The 16,906-nt window shown below is 50.3% G+C and carries 18 protein-coding genes, 1 pseudogene and 1 other annotated feature; of the genes and pseudogenes, 3 read left to right on the plus strand and 16 right to left on the minus strand.

Annotated features, from left to right (window positions below; all coding sequences use genetic code 11):
• Positions 1-35: 35 nt before the first annotated feature.
• The 14 genes and pseudogenes from mraY to skT53_RS05365 form a co-directional block, all read right to left on the minus strand.
• Positions 36-998 (minus strand): phospho-N-acetylmuramoyl-pentapeptide-transferase, encoded by a 963-nt coding sequence (gene mraY / locus skT53_RS05305; protein ID WP_200760116.1) that lies wholly within the window; start codon positions 996-998, stop codon positions 36-38.
• A 12-nt stretch (positions 999-1,010) separates the two neighbouring features.
• A complete protein-coding gene (locus skT53_RS05310) occupies positions 1,011-2,399 on the minus strand; it encodes a UDP-N-acetylmuramoyl-tripeptide--D-alanyl-D-alanine ligase (RefSeq protein WP_200760117.1) in 1,389 nt (462 codons plus the stop codon).
• On the minus strand, positions 2,396-3,877 hold the full coding sequence (locus skT53_RS05315; protein WP_200760118.1) for a UDP-N-acetylmuramoyl-L-alanyl-D-glutamate--2,6-diaminopimelate ligase: 1,482 nt from the start codon (positions 3,875-3,877) through the stop codon (positions 2,396-2,398). The genes skT53_RS05310 and skT53_RS05315 overlap by 4 nt, the downstream gene beginning before the upstream one ends.
• A 110-nt stretch (positions 3,878-3,987) precedes the next feature.
• On the minus strand, positions 3,988-5,928 hold the full coding sequence (locus skT53_RS05320; protein ID WP_200760119.1) for a stage V sporulation protein D: 1,941 nt from the start codon (positions 5,926-5,928) through the stop codon (positions 3,988-3,990).
• A gap of 129 nt (positions 5,929-6,057) precedes the next feature.
• Positions 6,058-8,241: a PASTA domain-containing penicillin-binding protein gene (locus skT53_RS05325; protein WP_200760120.1), complete on the minus strand. Its 2,184-nt coding sequence runs from the start codon at positions 8,239-8,241 to the stop codon at positions 6,058-6,060.
• Between the two features lie 13 nt (positions 8,242-8,254).
• On the minus strand, positions 8,255-8,614 hold the full coding sequence (locus tag skT53_RS05330; RefSeq protein ID WP_200760121.1) for a hypothetical protein: 360 nt from the start codon (positions 8,612-8,614) through the stop codon (positions 8,255-8,257).
• Positions 8,615-8,640: 26 nt separating this feature from the next.
• A complete protein-coding gene (rsmH, locus tag skT53_RS05335; protein WP_200760122.1) occupies positions 8,641-9,585 on the minus strand; it encodes a 16S rRNA (cytosine(1402)-N(4))-methyltransferase RsmH in 945 nt (314 codons plus the stop codon).
• Between the two features lie 17 nt (positions 9,586-9,602).
• Positions 9,603-10,034, minus strand: a complete 432-nt coding sequence (gene mraZ, locus skT53_RS05340; RefSeq protein ID WP_200760123.1) for a division/cell wall cluster transcriptional repressor MraZ — start codon at positions 10,032-10,034, stop codon at positions 9,603-9,605.
• A 341-nt stretch (positions 10,035-10,375) separates the two neighbouring features.
• The gene (locus tag skT53_RS05345) at positions 10,376-10,840 is read right to left on the minus strand and encodes a hypothetical protein (protein ID WP_200760124.1); all 465 of its coding nucleotides are present in this window, start codon (positions 10,838-10,840) and stop codon (positions 10,376-10,378) included.
• A gap of 37 nt (positions 10,841-10,877) precedes the next feature.
• Entirely contained in the window at positions 10,878-11,048 is a 171-nt protein-coding gene (locus skT53_RS05350) for an anti-sigma factor family protein (protein ID WP_200760125.1), read from the minus strand.
• Positions 10,999-11,298 (minus strand): RNA polymerase sigma factor, encoded by a 300-nt coding sequence (locus tag skT53_RS19115; protein ID WP_226375419.1) that lies wholly within the window; start codon positions 11,296-11,298, stop codon positions 10,999-11,001. The genes skT53_RS05350 and skT53_RS19115 overlap by 50 nt, the downstream gene beginning before the upstream one ends.
• Positions 11,204-11,476: pseudogene (locus skT53_RS19120) on the minus strand (hypothetical protein); the annotation flags it as partial. The pseudogene skT53_RS19120 and the gene skT53_RS19115, both read right to left, overlap by 95 nt.
• 258 nt (positions 11,477-11,734) lie before the next feature.
• On the minus strand, positions 11,735-12,682 hold the full coding sequence (locus skT53_RS05360) for a ketopantoate reductase family protein (protein WP_200760127.1): 948 nt from the start codon (positions 12,680-12,682) through the stop codon (positions 11,735-11,737).
• Positions 12,675-12,842, minus strand: coding sequence for a type II toxin-antitoxin system antitoxin (locus skT53_RS05365; RefSeq protein ID WP_200760128.1), 168 nt, complete (start codon positions 12,840-12,842; stop codon positions 12,675-12,677). Before skT53_RS05365 ends, skT53_RS05360 begins: the two co-directional genes overlap by 8 nt.
• A gap of 289 nt (positions 12,843-13,131) precedes the next feature.
• Positions 13,132-13,414, plus strand: a binding site (T-box leader).
• 87 nt (positions 13,415-13,501) lie between these two features.
• Between skT53_RS05365 and skT53_RS18820 the strand changes: the two genes are divergently transcribed.
• The 3 genes from skT53_RS18820 (at position 13,502) to skT53_RS18425 (ending at position 14,373) form a co-directional block, all read left to right on the plus strand.
• Positions 13,502-13,687, plus strand: coding sequence for a hypothetical protein (locus skT53_RS18820; RefSeq protein ID WP_264176000.1), 186 nt, complete (start codon positions 13,502-13,504; stop codon positions 13,685-13,687).
• 4 nt (positions 13,688-13,691) lie between these two features.
• A complete protein-coding gene (locus skT53_RS18825) occupies positions 13,692-14,090 on the plus strand; it encodes a nucleotidyl transferase family protein (RefSeq protein WP_264176001.1) in 399 nt (132 codons plus the stop codon).
• A gap of 97 nt (positions 14,091-14,187) precedes the next feature.
• The gene (locus skT53_RS18425; protein WP_226375346.1) at positions 14,188-14,373 is read left to right on the plus strand and encodes a YbaK/EbsC family protein; all 186 of its coding nucleotides are present in this window, start codon (positions 14,188-14,190) and stop codon (positions 14,371-14,373) included.
• Between the two features lie 205 nt (positions 14,374-14,578).
• Here skT53_RS18425 and skT53_RS05375 read toward each other — a convergent pair whose 3' ends face one another.
• Together skT53_RS05375 and skT53_RS05380 are read right to left on the minus strand one after the other, a co-directional pair.
• Complete coding sequence (locus skT53_RS05375; RefSeq protein ID WP_200760129.1) at positions 14,579-15,799, minus strand: IS110 family RNA-guided transposase; 1,221 nt, start codon at positions 15,797-15,799, stop codon at positions 14,579-14,581.
• A gap of 290 nt (positions 15,800-16,089) precedes the next feature.
• A complete protein-coding gene (locus skT53_RS05380; RefSeq protein ID WP_200760130.1) occupies positions 16,090-16,743 on the minus strand; it encodes a YjbE family putative metal transport protein in 654 nt (217 codons plus the stop codon).
• Between the last annotated feature and the right edge of the window lie 163 nt (positions 16,744-16,906).

The raw sequence follows: 16,906 nt of genomic DNA on the forward strand, positions 1-16,906 counted from the left end.
CTCCCGCCGAAATAAAGAACCAGGTTTTTCTGGCGTTATTTCACAAATGTGGACAACGCAACGGCCGAACTAGCCAGACCTGCCGCCCAAAAAGTCAGCACCACCCGCCACTCGGACCACCCGGACAGTTCAAAATGGTGATGCAGCGGGCTCATTTTAAACACTCGCTTGCCAAACGTCTGAAACGAAAAAACCTGAATCAGCACAGAAAGGGTTTCCGCCACAAAAACGAATCCGATCACCACAAGCAAAAACTCCGTTTTTGTTAAAATCGCTGCCGCCGCCAGACCGCCGCCCAAAGCCAATGACCCGGTATCCCCCATGAATACTTTTGCCGGGTGTGCATTAAATACCAGAAATCCAAGCAACCCCCCGACCATCGCACTGGAGAAGATGGCTGTATCATACTGGCTGGTCCAAAGAATCGCAATCAACGCATATGTCGCATACGCAATCGTCGATGTGCCGGCTGCCAATCCATCCAATCCGTCTGTCAAATTCACTGCGTTGGAAGCGCCCACCATGACCAGGAATAAAAACAGCGCATAAAAAATACCCAAATTCCACTTCAAATCGGTAAACGGTATCGAAATGGAGAAATCGAATCCATGCATGTATAGGACCAGATAAAAAATGACCGAAAGCAAAAACTGCCCTATCAACTTCTGACGCGCGCGGAGACCCAGATTGCGTTTCATCACTACTTTAATATAATCATCGACAAATCCGACCAATCCAAAACCGAGAGTGGCCAGCAGCATCAGCCATAATTCGCTGCTTCCCTTCGAAAACTGAAGGGCCGTAATCGTCAGCGCGATCAGAAAAATCAACCCGCCCATCGTGGGTGTTCCCGATTTCTTTTGATGGGATTGCGGTCCTTCCGATCGAATCGATTGTCCAAACTTTAATCTTCGCAACAGCGGAATCAGCAGAGGCCCAATCACCACAGCGATCAAAAACGAAATCCCCGCCGTCAAAAACAATGTTTGCATTCCCATTTTTGGTCCTCCTTACGCCAACAACCCTGTTACGACTTCTTCCAGCTTCATTCCCCGCGAGGCTTTTACCAACACAACGGGATTCTGTTTTTGACTGATTACCCGTTTTACATACGCAACCGCGTCCTGTTTTGTTTCGGCGACAAAAATTTGATTCGCTGCAAGCCCCCCCTGCTTGGCTCCAGCCGCTATATGCCCTGCATGCTGCCCAATGGCCACCAGCAAATCAATTTTTTGTTCAGCTGCCGTTTGCCCAAGCTGATAATGCATATCGACCGCGTGTTCGCCCAACTCCAACATATCTCCCAACACAGCCGCTTTAAAGTCCCCTTCCGGTGTATCGGCAATCATTCTCAGGGCGGCCCGCATCGACGTGGGACTCGCATTGTACGCATCATTTACGACAAATCCGCCGCCGGGAAGTGGTTTCACCTCTAACCGCATGGACGACAAAGCCGCATTTTGCAGCCCTCTTTCGATTGATTCAGGCAGCATGCCCAAATACTTCGCCACCGCAACAGCCGCTAACGCATTGCCGACCTGGTGAGCACCGGGAACTGGGAGATGATAGGACTCCGCATCGCCATTTACTTGAAAACGGGAACCTTTCAGTCCCAACGCCTGCAGATGGGTGACCTGCACATCATTCCCCTCTTGAAAGCCAAACCAACGGATCGGACAGGGACTTTTCGCCGCCAGTCCGCGAAGCAACGGCTCGTCTCCAAACAGCACAGCCAGACCGTCGGGCGGCAGCGCCTCCACCAGTTCAAATTTGGCAGCCGCAATCCCGCTTCGGTCCCCGAAAAATTCAATATGCGCTTCGCCGATATATGTGATGATCCCGATTTGAGGTGCCGCAATGCGGGCCAGCAAAGCGATTTCACCCGGCCCGCTCATTCCCATTTCAAGGATCGCAACATCCGTTTCCGGTCGCAGGGAAAGCACCATCAAAGGGAGGCCGATATGATTGTTCAGGTTTCCTTGCGTTTTCTGCACCTGAAACTGCTGCGATAAAACGGATGCCAGAATGTCTTTTGTCGATGTTTTGCCGTTGCTTCCCGTCACGCCCACTACTGTGAGAGACAGGGAGCGCCGGTAGGCAGCCGCCGTTTTTTGCAGGGCCACAATCGTATCGTCCACACCGATAACCGCAAAATCGGGATCCAGCCCTTCCGGCAATGGGCGATCTTTTTGCCAGAGGGCAGCCGCCGCCCCTTTGGACACCACATCGGCAAGAAACTCATGAGCGTCAAATCGTTCGCCGATTAAAGGAACAAACAACCGCCCGGCCAATTCGGCCCGCGAGTCTGTCGCCACACCGTTAATCTGCACGGAAGGGCTTCCTTGCAACAAATTCCCTTCCGCCATGCTTACCAACTGTTCAACCGTAACTTCAATCATAATTCACCCCTGATTGCTTTTGCGGCAACTTCCCGATCATCATAATGGTATTTTGTACTGCCGATAATTTGATACGTTTCATGTCCTTTGCCGGCAATCAGCACAATGTCATGTGCCTTCGCTCTCGCAATCGCCCAACGGATCGCGTCCGTTCGATCGGTCAGACGGACATACCGCCGGGACGTGACACTCGCGAGGCCCGCTTCCATATCATCCAGAATCAGCTCCGGATCTTCCGTGCGCGGGTTATCCGAAGTCAAAACGGCAACATCGCTGTACTCAACCGCAATACGGGCCATTAAAGGCCGCTTCGTCCGGTCCCGGTCGCCACCGCAGCCGACAACCGTATACACGCTGCCTTTCGCGAATTCCCGGATCGTCTTTAACACGTTTTCAAGTGAATCGGGCGTATGCGCATAATCGACCAGAACCGTAAAATTCTGGCCGACATCCACCCTCTCAAACCTGCCGTCGACACCGCTGACCGATTCCAGCGACAGACGGATTGCGGCAAGCGGAACTCCTTCGCAGAGAGCGGCAGCAGCAGCCGCCAACGCATTATAAACTGAAAATTTACCGGTCATTTGCAGTCGAATATCAACAGAGCCAGCAAAACTTTCTAAACGAAAGGAAGCGCCCCCCGCTTCGATCCGCAACTGCGTAGCGCGCACATCGGCTGGCTGATCAATTCCGTATGTGATGGTTTGAGCAGTCGTCTGCTGAAGAAAAAACGGGGCGGACGGATCATCCGCGTTGATTACCGCAAATCGGCTTTCATCCGGCGTATCGCCGTATGTATTGCCTAACCGCGCGAAAAATTTGCCTTTCGCATTGCGGTACTCCTCCATAGAACCGTGAAAATCGAGATGGTCCTGCGTAAGATTGGTGAAAACGGCCGTTCGGAATTCGGTGCCCGCCACTCGCTTCAGCTCAAGGGCATGTGAAGAAACTTCCATCACCGTGTAAACGGTGCCGATTTCCCGCATCCGGTGAAATGTTTCCTGCAAATCTAACGCTTCCGGCGTTGTGTTCTGCACATCGAACTCCTCTCTGCCGATCCGTTTTTTGATCGTTCCAATCAGGCCGGTCAAATGACCCTGATCCATCAGGATTTTATCGATCAGATGAGTGACGGTCGTTTTTCCATTTGTACCGGTCACTCCAATCACTTTCATCGATTTGGACGGATGCCGATAAAACACGGAAGAAAGGATCGGGATTACATCCCGCGTATTTTTTACAACCACCTGCGTAACTGGCAAATTGGCAAATTCTGTTTCCGTAACTACGGCAACTGCCCCCTGCTCAACCGCCTTGCGAACAAAATCATGACCATCCACCGTATGCCCTTTCAATGCGATAAAAAGGGACCCGGTCGTCACTTGTCGGGAGTCGGCCGTAATCTTCACGATGTCTACCGCATCTGGCCCCATCACCCGTTTTAACAGGATCGGGGCCAGCAATGTCCGCAATTGCATTCCTGGCAACCCCCTTTTACATCACGGTCAAAGGACCGGATGCATCCGATCCTTCGTCAATGCAATCATTTGTTTGTCTAGTGAAAATGTAAGGGAGAACACCTGGACTGTCAAGGAACAGGCTGGTCGCTCAGATAGATTCGCAGCGTTGAACCGGGCGGCACTTTCGTACCGGCTGTCGGCGCCTGCGCCACAATATACTTGCCGCTGCCAACCGTCTCCACCCGCAGATTGGCCGCATTTTGAATCATCGCTCGCTGTCCCTCTTCCAAACTCAGTCCCGCCACCTGCGGCACTTCCACCGGAACTATATCTCCATATTTGTATTCGCGAGGAATTCCGTTTTTCCTTGCCGGAACACCCAGATAATGAAGCGAATCGGCTAAAATATTTCCGATCACGGGAGCGGCGATCGTTCCACCGAAGACGACGCCCGCTTTCGGATTGTCAACAGCGATGTAGGCGACCAGGCGCGGATCGTCCACCGGTGCCATTCCAACAAACGAAACAATATAGTGGCCCGATTTGTATCCGCCGCCCGGCGATGCCACCTGCGCCGTACCGGTTTTCCCGCCAATCCGATACCCTTCCCGGAATGCGTTCTTACCGGTTCCTTGGGCCACCACGCTTTCCAGCGTTTCGCGGACCGTTTTGGCCGTTTCTTCCGACACCACCCGTCTTTGCACTTTTGGTTGAATCGTTTCGACCACATTGCCGGTTTCCGGATCGGTCCATTCTTTCGCGACGTGCGGCTGCATCAGAAGCCCGCCGTTCGCAATGGCGGAAACAGCCATTACCTGTTGGATCGGTGTAACGGAAACGCCCTGTCCGAAGGAAGTTGTCGCCAATTCTAGCGGACCTACCCGATTTAGTTTGAACAAAATCCCGTTTCCTTCACCTGGCATATCAATCCCCGTTTTCTGCCCAAACCCGAATTTACGAATATACTCAAACAGCTTTTCTTTGCCAAGCCGCTGTCCCATCATCATAAAACCGGGGTTGCAGGAGTTTTCGACCACTTCCAGAATCGTTTCCGACCCGTGGCCGCCCGCTTTCCAACAACGGATCCGCCGACCTGCCACTTCGTAATAACCCGGATCAAAAAACTTCTCGTTCAGATTTACCTTCTTCTCTTCCAACGCAGCCGCCAGCGTCACGATCTTGAACGTCGAACCAGGCTCGAACGTCTTCCAGATAGTCAAATTCCGGTTGAATACTTCCTGCGGATATTCTTTATACTTGCTTGGATTGAATGTCGGGTAATTTTCCATTGCCAATATCTCGCCCGTTTTCGGGTCGGCAACGATCACCATGACACCATCCGGATTGTAATTGGCGACCACATTCTGAACTTCCCGCTGCACAAAAGTGGAAATTTCCTTATCAATGGTCAATTTCAGATTCTGTCCGTTGACAGGAGGTGTGTACGTATCGTTCTCGTTTGGCATACGCTCGCCCTTTGCATTTGCAAAAAACGAGATGCTTCCCGCCTTGCCGCGCAAACGGCTGTCATACCAGGCCTCCAACCCGGTTAATCCCTGGTTGTCGATACCTGAGAAACCTAGTATATGCGCCGCCAATGTTTCCAATGGATAGTTCCGTTTTCCTTCTTCCGTAATATAAATACCTGGCAGCTTTAAGTTGCGAACCGCCTTCGCTTTTTCTTCGTCAATCTTGCGACCGCCGGGCATCACGTAGACAAGCAGCGTACGTTTGCTGATTTTGGAAAGAATGTCCTGCGATTTTACCCCTAATGTTTTAGCCAGACTTTCGGCGGCAGCCTGTTTGTCTTTAATCTGCGAAGGAATTGCGACAACCGTCGGTGAGCTGCCGTTATAAGCGAGCACCTCCCCGGTGCGGTCGGTAATGACTCCTCGTTTCGGTTCTACCGGAATGTTTCGTCGCCAGAGATCTTCCGCCTTTTCTGTCAGCCACGGAGCCTGTATCAATTGAATATAAGCCAAACGGCCGATCAGCGCTAAAAAAACGGCAGCAAGCGCAAACAGTACAATCACCAGTCTTTTGCGAAGTGTTCCGATACCCGCCCGCATCGCCCGTCCCCCTCCCCAAGGTGTATTCAATACCCATCTATACGCTTGTCAGCCTTGGACTAGAATCAGAAGTGACAGAGAAAAAGAAAAGGCCAGCCGGATACATTCCGACTGACCCCATTCGATTCTCTATTTAACACCAAGCTGCACTTTAATGACAGTGCCCGCTGGCACTTTTGTCCCGGGCGGATTCGCCTGACTGATTACAAAACCGGAACCGCTGGTTTCCAAATTCAAATTCAGCATCGACAAAATTTCTGCCGATTCCCGTAATGTCCTCCCGGTCAAATCGGGAACTTGCACATTTCCCTGCGCGTCCTGCGCACCGCTTGTCATTACGATGGCTGATGTTCCCTGCGGCACCTTGCTGCCCGCTTTCGGCCACTGAGCGGTTACTTTCTCGCCGCTGCCAATCACCTGCAGACGGATTTTGCCCGATCCGGCCGACTGCAAGGCCTGATTTCCCGTCATTCCTTGCCAATCGGGAACGGTTGTCATAACCACCTGTTTTGCCGCTGCACTGTCATCCGGCTGTTTCGATTTGCCTTCCGGTTGTACCCCCAGATAGGGCAATACATTGGCAAACACATCGCGGGCAAACGGCGTAGCCACCACATTGCCAAACTGCAAATCGTTGTTCGGAGAATCGACCGTCACATAGACCAACAATTTCGGATTGTCCACCGGGGCAAATCCGATGAACGAACAATTGAAACGATCCGTTTCATAACCGCCTGTTGGTTTCGCGATTTGGGCCGTTCCTGTCTTCCCGGCAATCCGGTACCCCTCAATATAGCCCGCTTTCGAGGTGTCGCTGCTGACCACTTCTTCCATGACGCTGCGCATTTCCGCCATCACTTCCGGAGTCGCCACATGGCTGATCACATGCGGTTTCTGTTCCTGAATGGTCGCCCCGGTCTTTGGATCACGGATTTCTTTCATTACAAACGGACGCATCACACTGCCGCCGTTTGCTACTGCTGTCACGGCTGCTACCTGCTGCATGGGCGTTACGGAAATCCCTTGGCCGAATGACGTTACCGCCAGGTTCAAATCATTCTTGTCCTTATCTGTAAATAAAATAGGACTTCCTTCTCCCGGCAAATCGATTCCCGTTTTTTGATTGAAACCATACAAATCAATATATTTATAGAGTCTGTCCCATCCTAATCGCTGTGCCAAGGTTACCATGGCCACGTTACTGGAATGGTCCATTCCTTCCCGGAATGTGATTCTTCCCCAACCGACGCCTCCGTTCCAGTCACTAATCGGATGGGTGGCACCTTTCACCTGAATTTTACCGGATTGAAACGTGTCATTTAAATTGACCACATGTTCGTTCAATGCGGCGGTCAACGTTACGATTTTGAACGTCGAACCAGGTTCAAACGCGGCGTCGACCGCCCGATTATTGTCAAGAACCCGTTGATCCGCTTCCGCAAATTTATTTGGATCGAACGACGGACGGTTTGCGATTCCCAGAATTTCCCCCGTGTTCGGGTCTGCCGCCACAATCGAAGCGTTTAGCGGTTTATACTGATTGACCAAACGGTCTAAAGCGTCTTCCACATAATGCTGAATCGTCTGATCGATCGTCAGATATACGTCTTTGCCGTCGACGGCGGGAGTCAGGAGTTCCTGTTCATAGGGCAACGGGTTTCCGTTTCGATCCCGTAAATACTTGCGGACTCCATCCGTACCTTTCAGTACGTCATTGTACTGCAGTTCAACCCCCGCGCCTCCCTTCCCGTCCTGTGTCACAAACCCCAACAAGTGAGAGGCGAACGCACCGTTCGGATAGTGGCGCATGGTCGTCTTTGTCATGAAAATCCCTTTAAGTTTCAACTTGTCAATCTTGTCGGCTGTCTCGGAATCGACTTCCTGCTTGAGCGGAATGCCAATGACGTTAGGTTTCGGTTTTAACTTTTCGTAAATCTGCTGTTCGGTCATTTGCAGGAGGGGGGCCAATTTCCTGGCGTAAGCGGCAGGATCGCCCTGTTCCGGATCGACCGGTTTGCCGTCTTTCGTTTTGCCACCTGCCGCCTCTTTCCTTGCCGCCTCCATAATGCTGAGATCGGCTTGCACATCATAGGCGACAGTCGTGTAAGCCAGTTTTTTTCCGTTTCGGTCATAAATGGTGCCGCGAACAGCGGGCACCACATCTTTTTCTTTCCATATGCTCTCGGCCGCTTGCGCCCAAGCAGCGCTCTTGAAAATCTGAATATATGCCAGCCGCCCAATCAACAAAACCAATCCGAGCAAAATGAACAGTCGGACCCATTTGGAACGCGAACTCGCCTGGTGATCGATCATCTCCGATCACTCCTTACTTCGCGTTTGCGACAATACCCGTATTTGTAGGAACCATTCCCATCGCCCGCGCTTTCGAAATAATGCGGGTAGGCGAAGACAGCTGTGAGACTTGATCCTGCAGTTTCGCGTTCTTCTCGTTCTGGTCTTCCAGTTGAATTTTCATTCGTTCCACGTTAATGTTCGCTTCTGCTATTTTCGAAAACTGCCAAATCATCGCACATAAAACGGACGTGCAAAACAGAATGGTGGCGATCCACTTTAATCGCTCTTTGCTCCGTTTCTTAACTTCAACGTTCGGAGCCTCCACACGATTGACCCTTGGCTGATTCCCCCACTGCGCTTCTTTGGTGTGTAATGGTCTAGCTGCAAGCATCCAAAAATTCCCCTCTCCGTTATCACTTATATCCGTTCTGCGATGCGAAGTTTAGCAGATCGCGCTCGCGGGTTTTGTTCCAATTCGGTTCTTGAAGGCAAAATCGGTTTTCTTGTAATCACTTTCACCTTCGGTTTGTTTTGGCAAACGCACACCGGCAGTTCGGGCGGACAAATGCACCCTTTTGCTGCTTCCTGGAAAACGTTTTTGGCGATTCTGTCTTCCAGCGAGTGGAAGGTGATGACCGCCACCCGGCCGCCTTTTTTTAAACAATCAACCGCATCCCGGACAGCGGTTTCAAATACGCCCAATTCATCATTTACCGCGATGCGAAACGCCTGAAACGTACGTTTTGCCGGATGCGGTCCTTCCCGCCGCGCCCCTGCAGGGATGGCTGCTTTTATAATATCGACCAGTTGACCTGTAGTTTGAATCGGGCCGTTTGTACGGGCTTTTGCGATAAATTCGGCAATCCGCTTGCCCCACCGCTCTTCTCCATATCGATAAATGACGTCCGCCATCTCCTGTTCGCTCCAGGTGTTTACCAGATCGTAAGCGGTAAACGGCTGCGTCGTATCCATCCGCATGTCGAGCGGCGCGTCCTGCATATAGCTGAATCCCCGCTCCGCTTCATCCAATTGGGGAGAACTGACTCCGAGATCAAACAGGATTCCATCTACTCCATCGGGAGCAAACGGTTCCACAACTTCCTTCAATCGTTTAAAATTGGCGTGGATCAACTCAAACCGGCCCGAAAAATCGGCCAGCACACGGCGCGCATTTTCGATCGCATGCAGGTCCTGATCGATCGCCAGCAGTTTCCCGTTTGGCAAAGTTCGCTCTAAGATCCGCTTGCTGTGTCCAGCGCCGCCGAGCGTACAATCGACGTAGATTCCATTTGGTTTTAAATCCAGTGCTTCGACTGCTTCTTCCGCAAATACAGAAATATGATGAAACGCCGACATGACCATCCCCCGTTCGCGGCGACCTAGAAGTTAAGGTCGGTCAGCTTTTCCGCGATTGCTGCAAAAGAATCAGCAGCATCTGTGCTGTATGCTTCCCAAGTTTCTTTTGCCCAGATTTCGACTCGGCTGGAAACTCCGATAACCACGCAGTCGCGAACCAATTTTGCATAGTCGCGAAGTGTGCCGGGGATCAAGATGCGCCCCTGCTTGTCCAAGTCGCATTCACTTGCCCCGGAAAAGAAGAAACGGACAAAGGCGCGGGCATCTGAACTTGTTAATGGAAGGGTTTTCAATTTCGCCTCTAGCGTCTCCCACTCTTTGCGGGGGTATACGAATAAGCAGTGATCGAGGCCGCGGGTAACAACAAAACCAGCCCCTAGATCCTCCCTGAATTTTGCCGGGATGATCAAGCGCCCTTTCTCGTCCACGCTATGCTGATATTCGCCCATGAACACCCGACATCACCACCTCAGGGGAGGGTCTACCACTTTCCCCCACTTCCCACCACTTACTGTTTATAGATTTCGTTTCATAGGAAAAAACTCCTGCTATCCACAGAAAAAAATTTTTCAAAAACCTTGCTGTTAAGATAAAATTCAGGAGTTTAGACCTATTTGTCAACAGGTTATCCACAGGATCAATAGGCAATAAGTCCTAATTTTGCCAAATGAATAATAGTGGAGGGAAAGTGGAGGCCAAGTGGGGAATCCAAACATGCGCCAAGTGCCATTCACCTCGTCCGGGCACTCTTTTGAAGCAGATCGGTCGATGACGGTGGGAGGAAGTGGCAACGGATTTAACCGTGTGATAGATGCCCGATACGACAATTGATATTCCGAAAAAAGGTGGCCTCCATATCGACATCTTCTCCCCGGGCTAAACGATCTCTTTTTTGCAGAGCATCAAAGATTCCGTAGAAAAACAGAATCGGAATGAAAAACCCGAAGGGGAATGGGCCCAGAATCGCAACCATCCAGGTTGATGCAAAAAAGAGGGTCATCAGCTCGATTCCTTGCCGGGTCAATCCCAAATAAAGATGTCCCAAGCCGGGCAGAAATGACAGCACAAACGTGAGAAACTTGCTTTTTGACTGCTGGTGTACGGAACTGTGGACGGGCGTTTGAACAGCAGCGCGGCTTCCTGCTGATTCGGTCTTTTTGTCAGCCGGATGGGACTCACGCTCCTTTTCCCGATTCCCGGCTTTAGCGCTAACCTGCCCCAGACACTCAGGACAGATCACATTGCCTTTAACAATTGTCATGCATTCGCTGCATACGTCCGAACCGCACAAACGGCATTCACCGATAGCAGAAACATTTGGATGATAGCTGCAGTTCTTGCAGAAACTCCAATTCCTGTCGACAGTTCGCACATGTTTCGAGATGAGATTCGATAAAATCCTTCTCTTCCGGTTCTACTTCATTTGCCAGATACGCGCTCAACCGCTCTTCGATGTGCCAGTTCGTCATGCACAGGGTCCTCCTTTCGAATCAAGTCTCTAAGCATTTTCTTCGCCCGGCTCATGCGGGTTTCGACAGATTTTACTTCAATCCCCAAAATCTCTGAAATTTCCCGGTAACTTAATCTTTTGTAATGGTATAACACTACCACGTCACGATATTTATCAGGCAAGAAGTCGACCAGCGACTGAAGTTCCCGTTTCTCTTCCGATAAAACAAAGTGTTCTTCCGGCGTCGGTTCTTCTGATCGGGTCGAGATCCTCCTGAAGAGGGGATATGGATGCAATCGATAGCCGTCTCGTTTTTTTTGCGCCGAATGTCCAGACATTTATTCCATGCAATTTGTAAAGCCAGGAGTGGAATTGCGCGTCCCTCTGATATCTTCCCAATGACTGATACGCTTGTAAAAACGCCTCTTGTGCCGCATCCAACGCTTCTTCCCGATCGCCTCACATCTTCAGGCACAGCGTGAATATCAATGATTGGTGACGTTCCACCAATATGCGATAAGCATCAGCATCCCCATTTACCACTCGTGCCAGTATTTCTTCATCCCTTGGTTCCAGGAGTGATCACCTCCTCTCGCTGTCTCATCCCTTTAGACGTTCTCGTACCCCTTCAAAAAAGAAAAAGTATTTTCAAACCGGTTCAATAGATTCGTCCGCAGTAAAAAAAACCGGCTCGCCCGTTGGCGATCACCGGTTCTGTAATTCTTTTATATAATGGGTCAATACAAGATTGACAGGGGTTTCGATCTGGAGTTCCTTGCCCATTTGAACAATTTGACCATTCAAGGAATCGATTTCTGTGGGTCTGCCGTTTTCAATGTCCTGCAGCATAGAGGAGCGGTTCGCAGCCGTTTGCTGGCAGACCTGCAACATTCGGTCGGCAGCCGCCTGTACGTCTTCCATCGCAAGAATCCCATTGGCGACCGCGATCCTGCCCGCTTCCCATACGGCCGCGAGGGCCATTTTTCGCAAATCGGGACGTGCTGCAATCTCACCGTTTACCGTACGGTGGATGGCGGTTAACGGATTGATTCCTATATTGATGAGCGCTTTTAGCCAAATTTCCTTCCGCATGTCGGCTGCCCGCCTGACGTTCCAACCTGCTTGTGAAAAAATGGAATCTGCTTGCGTTAAATCGGAAATCGTTTGCTTGATGGCCGAATTTGATTGATACTCCCCAATCACCAATTCGCCTTCCCCTCTGGCCGCCACCTCCCCGTCAGAAAGAGAAGTCGCGCCATAGGTGGTAATCCCCAGCAGCACACGTTCCGCACCCAAAACGGAAGCAAGCGCTTCCCCATTGCCCAATCCATTTTGCAGAGAAAGCACATAGGGAATTCCCGCCATATCGGCAATCTGGCTGGCCCCAACTGCCGTATCGAAACTTTTGACTGTCAGAATCACCAGATCGGCAGCCAAATCAGTTGCCTCGGTTGTCGCTTGAACCGGGACTGTCATCCGCCGCCCGTTCATTTGTTGAAGCGTGACCCCTTTTTCATTTAAAAGATTCGCCTGTTCCCGTCGGCGGACCAGCATCTGTATGGAAAATCCGGCTGCCGCCAAACGGGCGGCCACCAGTTTGCCGATGGCGCCGGCCCCTATCACGGCAATTTTCAGGTCTGGTTTCTCATTCATCCGTTTTTTCACCTTTAAATCGGCCCGACCGTTTGAGCGCTTCCCGCAGCAGAAATTCGATGTGGGAATTTACGCTTCGCAGTTCGTCAGAGGCCCATTTTTCAAGAGCTTCGTACAGTTTCGGATCGAGACGCAGCGGAAATTGTTTCTTGCCTACCATAACCGCACGACCCGCCTAGTAAATGGTTCCGCTGTTATCGTTTACTTTTAACATTTTGCAGTTAAAGTTATGGACGCGCAAGACCAAAACACCTATAAAACCGTTCACCACATACGACTCGCGCTCCTTCAATTCTGTCACACCTCATTCCGTTTGATATAAATATGATATCACTTTATATCAGATTGACTATAATGCTTTTCGCGGAATTGATTGAACGAGGGGCAAGGATCGCGGAATCGCATGCATTGACCGGTAAATGCAGTGTATTGTACAATATAGGAAAATCATAACAACGAGGAAAAAGGGTAAGTAAACATGCGTGTACGGATTGCAGAGAGCCGATGGTTGCTGCGAATCGGTGTCTGGCGGATGGTTGAATAGCCTTTCGAGTTGCTTTACCGAACCACCTGGGTGCAGTAGGAAAAGCCGGGGTTCCCGCCGTTATCAAGGGAACGGTATCGAGCCGTTGATGTCAAAGCTCTGTACCGGCAGGAGTGGATCTGAACCTCGCTTTACAATGCGAGGATCATGATCAATTAAGATGGTACCACGAGAACTTCGTCCTTATTCAGGCGAAGTTTTTTTATTTGACAAAGGCGGTGATGGCCATGGAGGATGGCTGGCGGTGGCGACTTGATTGGGAGAAACTAGATGAGATGAATTATGGGTTTCTCGGTTATCCGGTCAGTCAGGCAGCTGATATTACCTTTTGTAAAGCAAGCATCGTCCCTGCAGGTGACGATCAACTTCCTCATTTGGAGCTTACCCGCAAAATAGTACGGCGTTACAACGAGTTGTATAAGCCTATACTAGTTGAACCGCAACCTTTAATCGATGAGTAAGAGCTTGGGCAACGCGATTGAACTGGATTCCTCACCCGAAGACATTGCATTCAAAATACGTCTGGCGGTTACCGACCCTGCTCGTATTCACAAGAATGATCCCGGGCATCCGAATATCTGCCCGATTTACGCCTACCACCGTACGTTTCGTTCGGAAGGATCGGAGGAAATCCGCGAAGGTTGCGAGAAGGGAACAATCGGATGCGCCGGATGCAAGCAACTTGTCACTGCAGCCATCCAACAGCTCCTCGAGCTGATGCAGGAACGCCGATCCTACTATGAGGTCAGACCGAAAAAAGTGGATGACATCCTGATGAGCGGAACTGTCCGCGCTCGTGTGTTGGCACGCGAAACTATGGTCGAGGTGCGGGAGGCCATGGGGCTCAATTACTTTAATAGGTAAATTCATCTTGTGAAATTTGTTTTAAACAAAACTCCAAAAAGGGGATATCCAATCGTAGATCAGTTAAAAGCCAGTTTACAGGAAAAAAAGATTCCATTTGAAATCATCTCATGAGAACCCCATTCGTACAGCACAGGAAGGTGCCGAATATTTCGGAATTGAAATAGGCCAAACAGCACCCATATTGGTTCTTAAAACGGACAAAGGTTATTTTTCAATGATCGTTTCCGGAGAACGTGGGCGTGTAAATTTTAAAGAAATTTCACAACTGCGCTACACTTAAAATTAATCCAAGCTTTTTGGAACAATTAAACCAAGTAGTTGCTTTTTTGGATTAAGGAATCAATCGTTCGATAACGGAAAAACAGTCTATCCTGAAAATATCGCTCATTGTAAGACCTTAAAAAGGCAATAAGAAAGTGACCCTTGAGCCGACAAAAAATGGCCAGAGCAGATGACAACCTATTGTTTGAAATAAACAGTAACAATCAGGAGACAGCTGTATTAATCGTAACCGATATGCCTAATGACTCGAGTTTCTTTATAGAGTGCTTAATGATCACGTCGCGTTTTTGTTCCTCATAATAGGTCGGACCAAGTTCGATGTAGGGTTGTTTCCGCTTAAGGATATAGTAGGCCATAGACAATATACTGTGAGCTACAGCAACCGTCGCTCGATTAGCTCCCCGGCGTGTCGCAATTCGGTGATATTGGCTGGATAAGTATGTTCCTTTCGTTCTAGCCGCAGCCTTTGCGGCTTCGACGAGCGTACTTCGAAGCTTCTTATTCCCTTTGCGCGTTTTTCCTGAAATTCGTTTGCCGGCGCTTTCGTTCTGACCCGGACACAGCCCTGCCCAAGAGCATAAGTGAGCAGCAGAGGGATACTGATCCATGTTCGTACCAATTTCAGCCAATATTGTCTCTGCTGTCCGTATCGCCACGCCGGGGATCGTGTCCAGCAGTGCCAGGTCTTCCTCAAAAGGGAGCATGCGCTCCTTGATTTCTTCATCTAACCTGCCAATCTCTTCGTCCAAATAATCGATGTGCCGGAGCTGGGCACCCAGCATGAGTTTCTGATGCGGTCCCATTAAGCCGTTCAAAGCTCGTTTCAAATCCTCTTTCTTACTTTTCAACTTCCGCTTTGCCAGTTCAGACAAAGTATCCGGATCCGTTTCACCGGCAATCATCGCTTCGATCATGGCGCGTCCGGACTTCCCAAGCACGTTGCTGGCAACCGAGGCAAGCTTGATGTTGGCACCTTCCAATACTTTTTGAATGCGGCTGACCTCTCGAGCACGTTCTTCAATGAGGCTACGGCGATACCGGATCAATTCTCTGAGTTCGCGTTGCTCTCGGTTTGGGATATAGCTGCCTTTTAGGAGGCCGTGCCGGAGTAATCCGGCAATCCATTCCGCATCTTTGACGTCGGTCTTGCGACCAGGAACATTCTTGATGTGTTGAGCGTTCACAACAAGCGCCTCAATATCCTCAAGCTCCAACAAATTGTAGATCGGTTTCCAGAACGGTCCTGTGCTTTCCATAGCGACGTGAGTGCACCCTTTGACCTTGATCCAATCAACGAGCAAGATTAAATCATCGGTCATGGTACCAAACGTTTGGATTTCTTTCCCTTCGGGTGTGATGGTGCAGGCCACAATGTTCTTTTTATGAACGTCAAGTCCGCACACATGGCTATAAACGACGTCCATTCGTAGAATTCTCCTTACGGCGTGCAAGATTGAAGGGCTGGTGCAACAACCACCAAATGGTTATTCTATCCTGCGTGCTTCCAAAATGGAGCAACAATCTGTGGTGCACCTGGTCGTTGGGGTCTGTCTAAAACTCGGGCTCGAAGCACCATTGACTGCCGACCTCCCTTCGCCAGCCGTAAGTAAATGATATCGCATGTGTACCATTTTCATCATCTGATGGTGCCGCGTTAGCGGCATGGAGGTCTAAAACTTTATTCATGTTTTAAGCTGTTTTTGTTTCTTTGCTTCTACATATCGGGTTGCCCTTTTCTCCATTTTTGCCAAGCGATTGCACAGATCAGCAGGCCGATGCCGATCAGTATCGGGTAGGAACTGCCGCCGGTCCATTTTAGCAAAGCGGTGTCTTTTGCCAAAATCTGACCGGCCGTTAAGGCCAACAGACCGGCGCCAAGCCAAATAAATTGCGGGAATTGTTCCAATATGGTGCTGATACCCGCGCTTGCCACAAGCATTAACACCATACTAATCGCCAGCCCTGTCAAAAGCAGCGTAAAATTCCCATCGGTCATACCGGCTAACGCAGCCACGTTGTCAAGGCTCATTGTGACATCCGCCAAAAGAACCATGCTTACGCCCGACCAAAACGTAGTGCCAGACGCCGTTTGTTTATCTGATTCTTCGCCTCCGGTCAACGTGGCGGCAATCAGAATCAATAACAGTGCGCCAACAGTTTTGACAAGCGGAACGGACATCAATTCAGCCGCGACCGCAGTTAGCAATATGCGAAGCACCATAGCCCCTATGATACCGACCGTCATCGCAAGCCGCCTTTGATAGGGCGGCAGATTGGCGGTAGCCATGGCGATCAACAGCGCATTGTCCCCCGACAATACAAAATTAACGACGACCAGTTCACCGACCTCCAACCAAAATTTGTCCATCACGCTCGCCCCCGGTCAAATGGTTTCCTCTAATAGACGCCGCTTCTTCTTGAAAATGTTCCGCGCAGAAGCCTTTTTTAACCTATGCGGGAGAAGGGGACGAGTATGCCGAGCAATCCTATAAACAAAACTTGCGTTTTTCCAAGCCCAAAGGCGCAGGCGG

Source organism: Effusibacillus dendaii (assembly GCF_015097055.1).
GTDB classification, from domain to species: Bacteria; Bacillota; Bacilli; order Tumebacillales; family Effusibacillaceae; genus Effusibacillus; species Effusibacillus dendaii.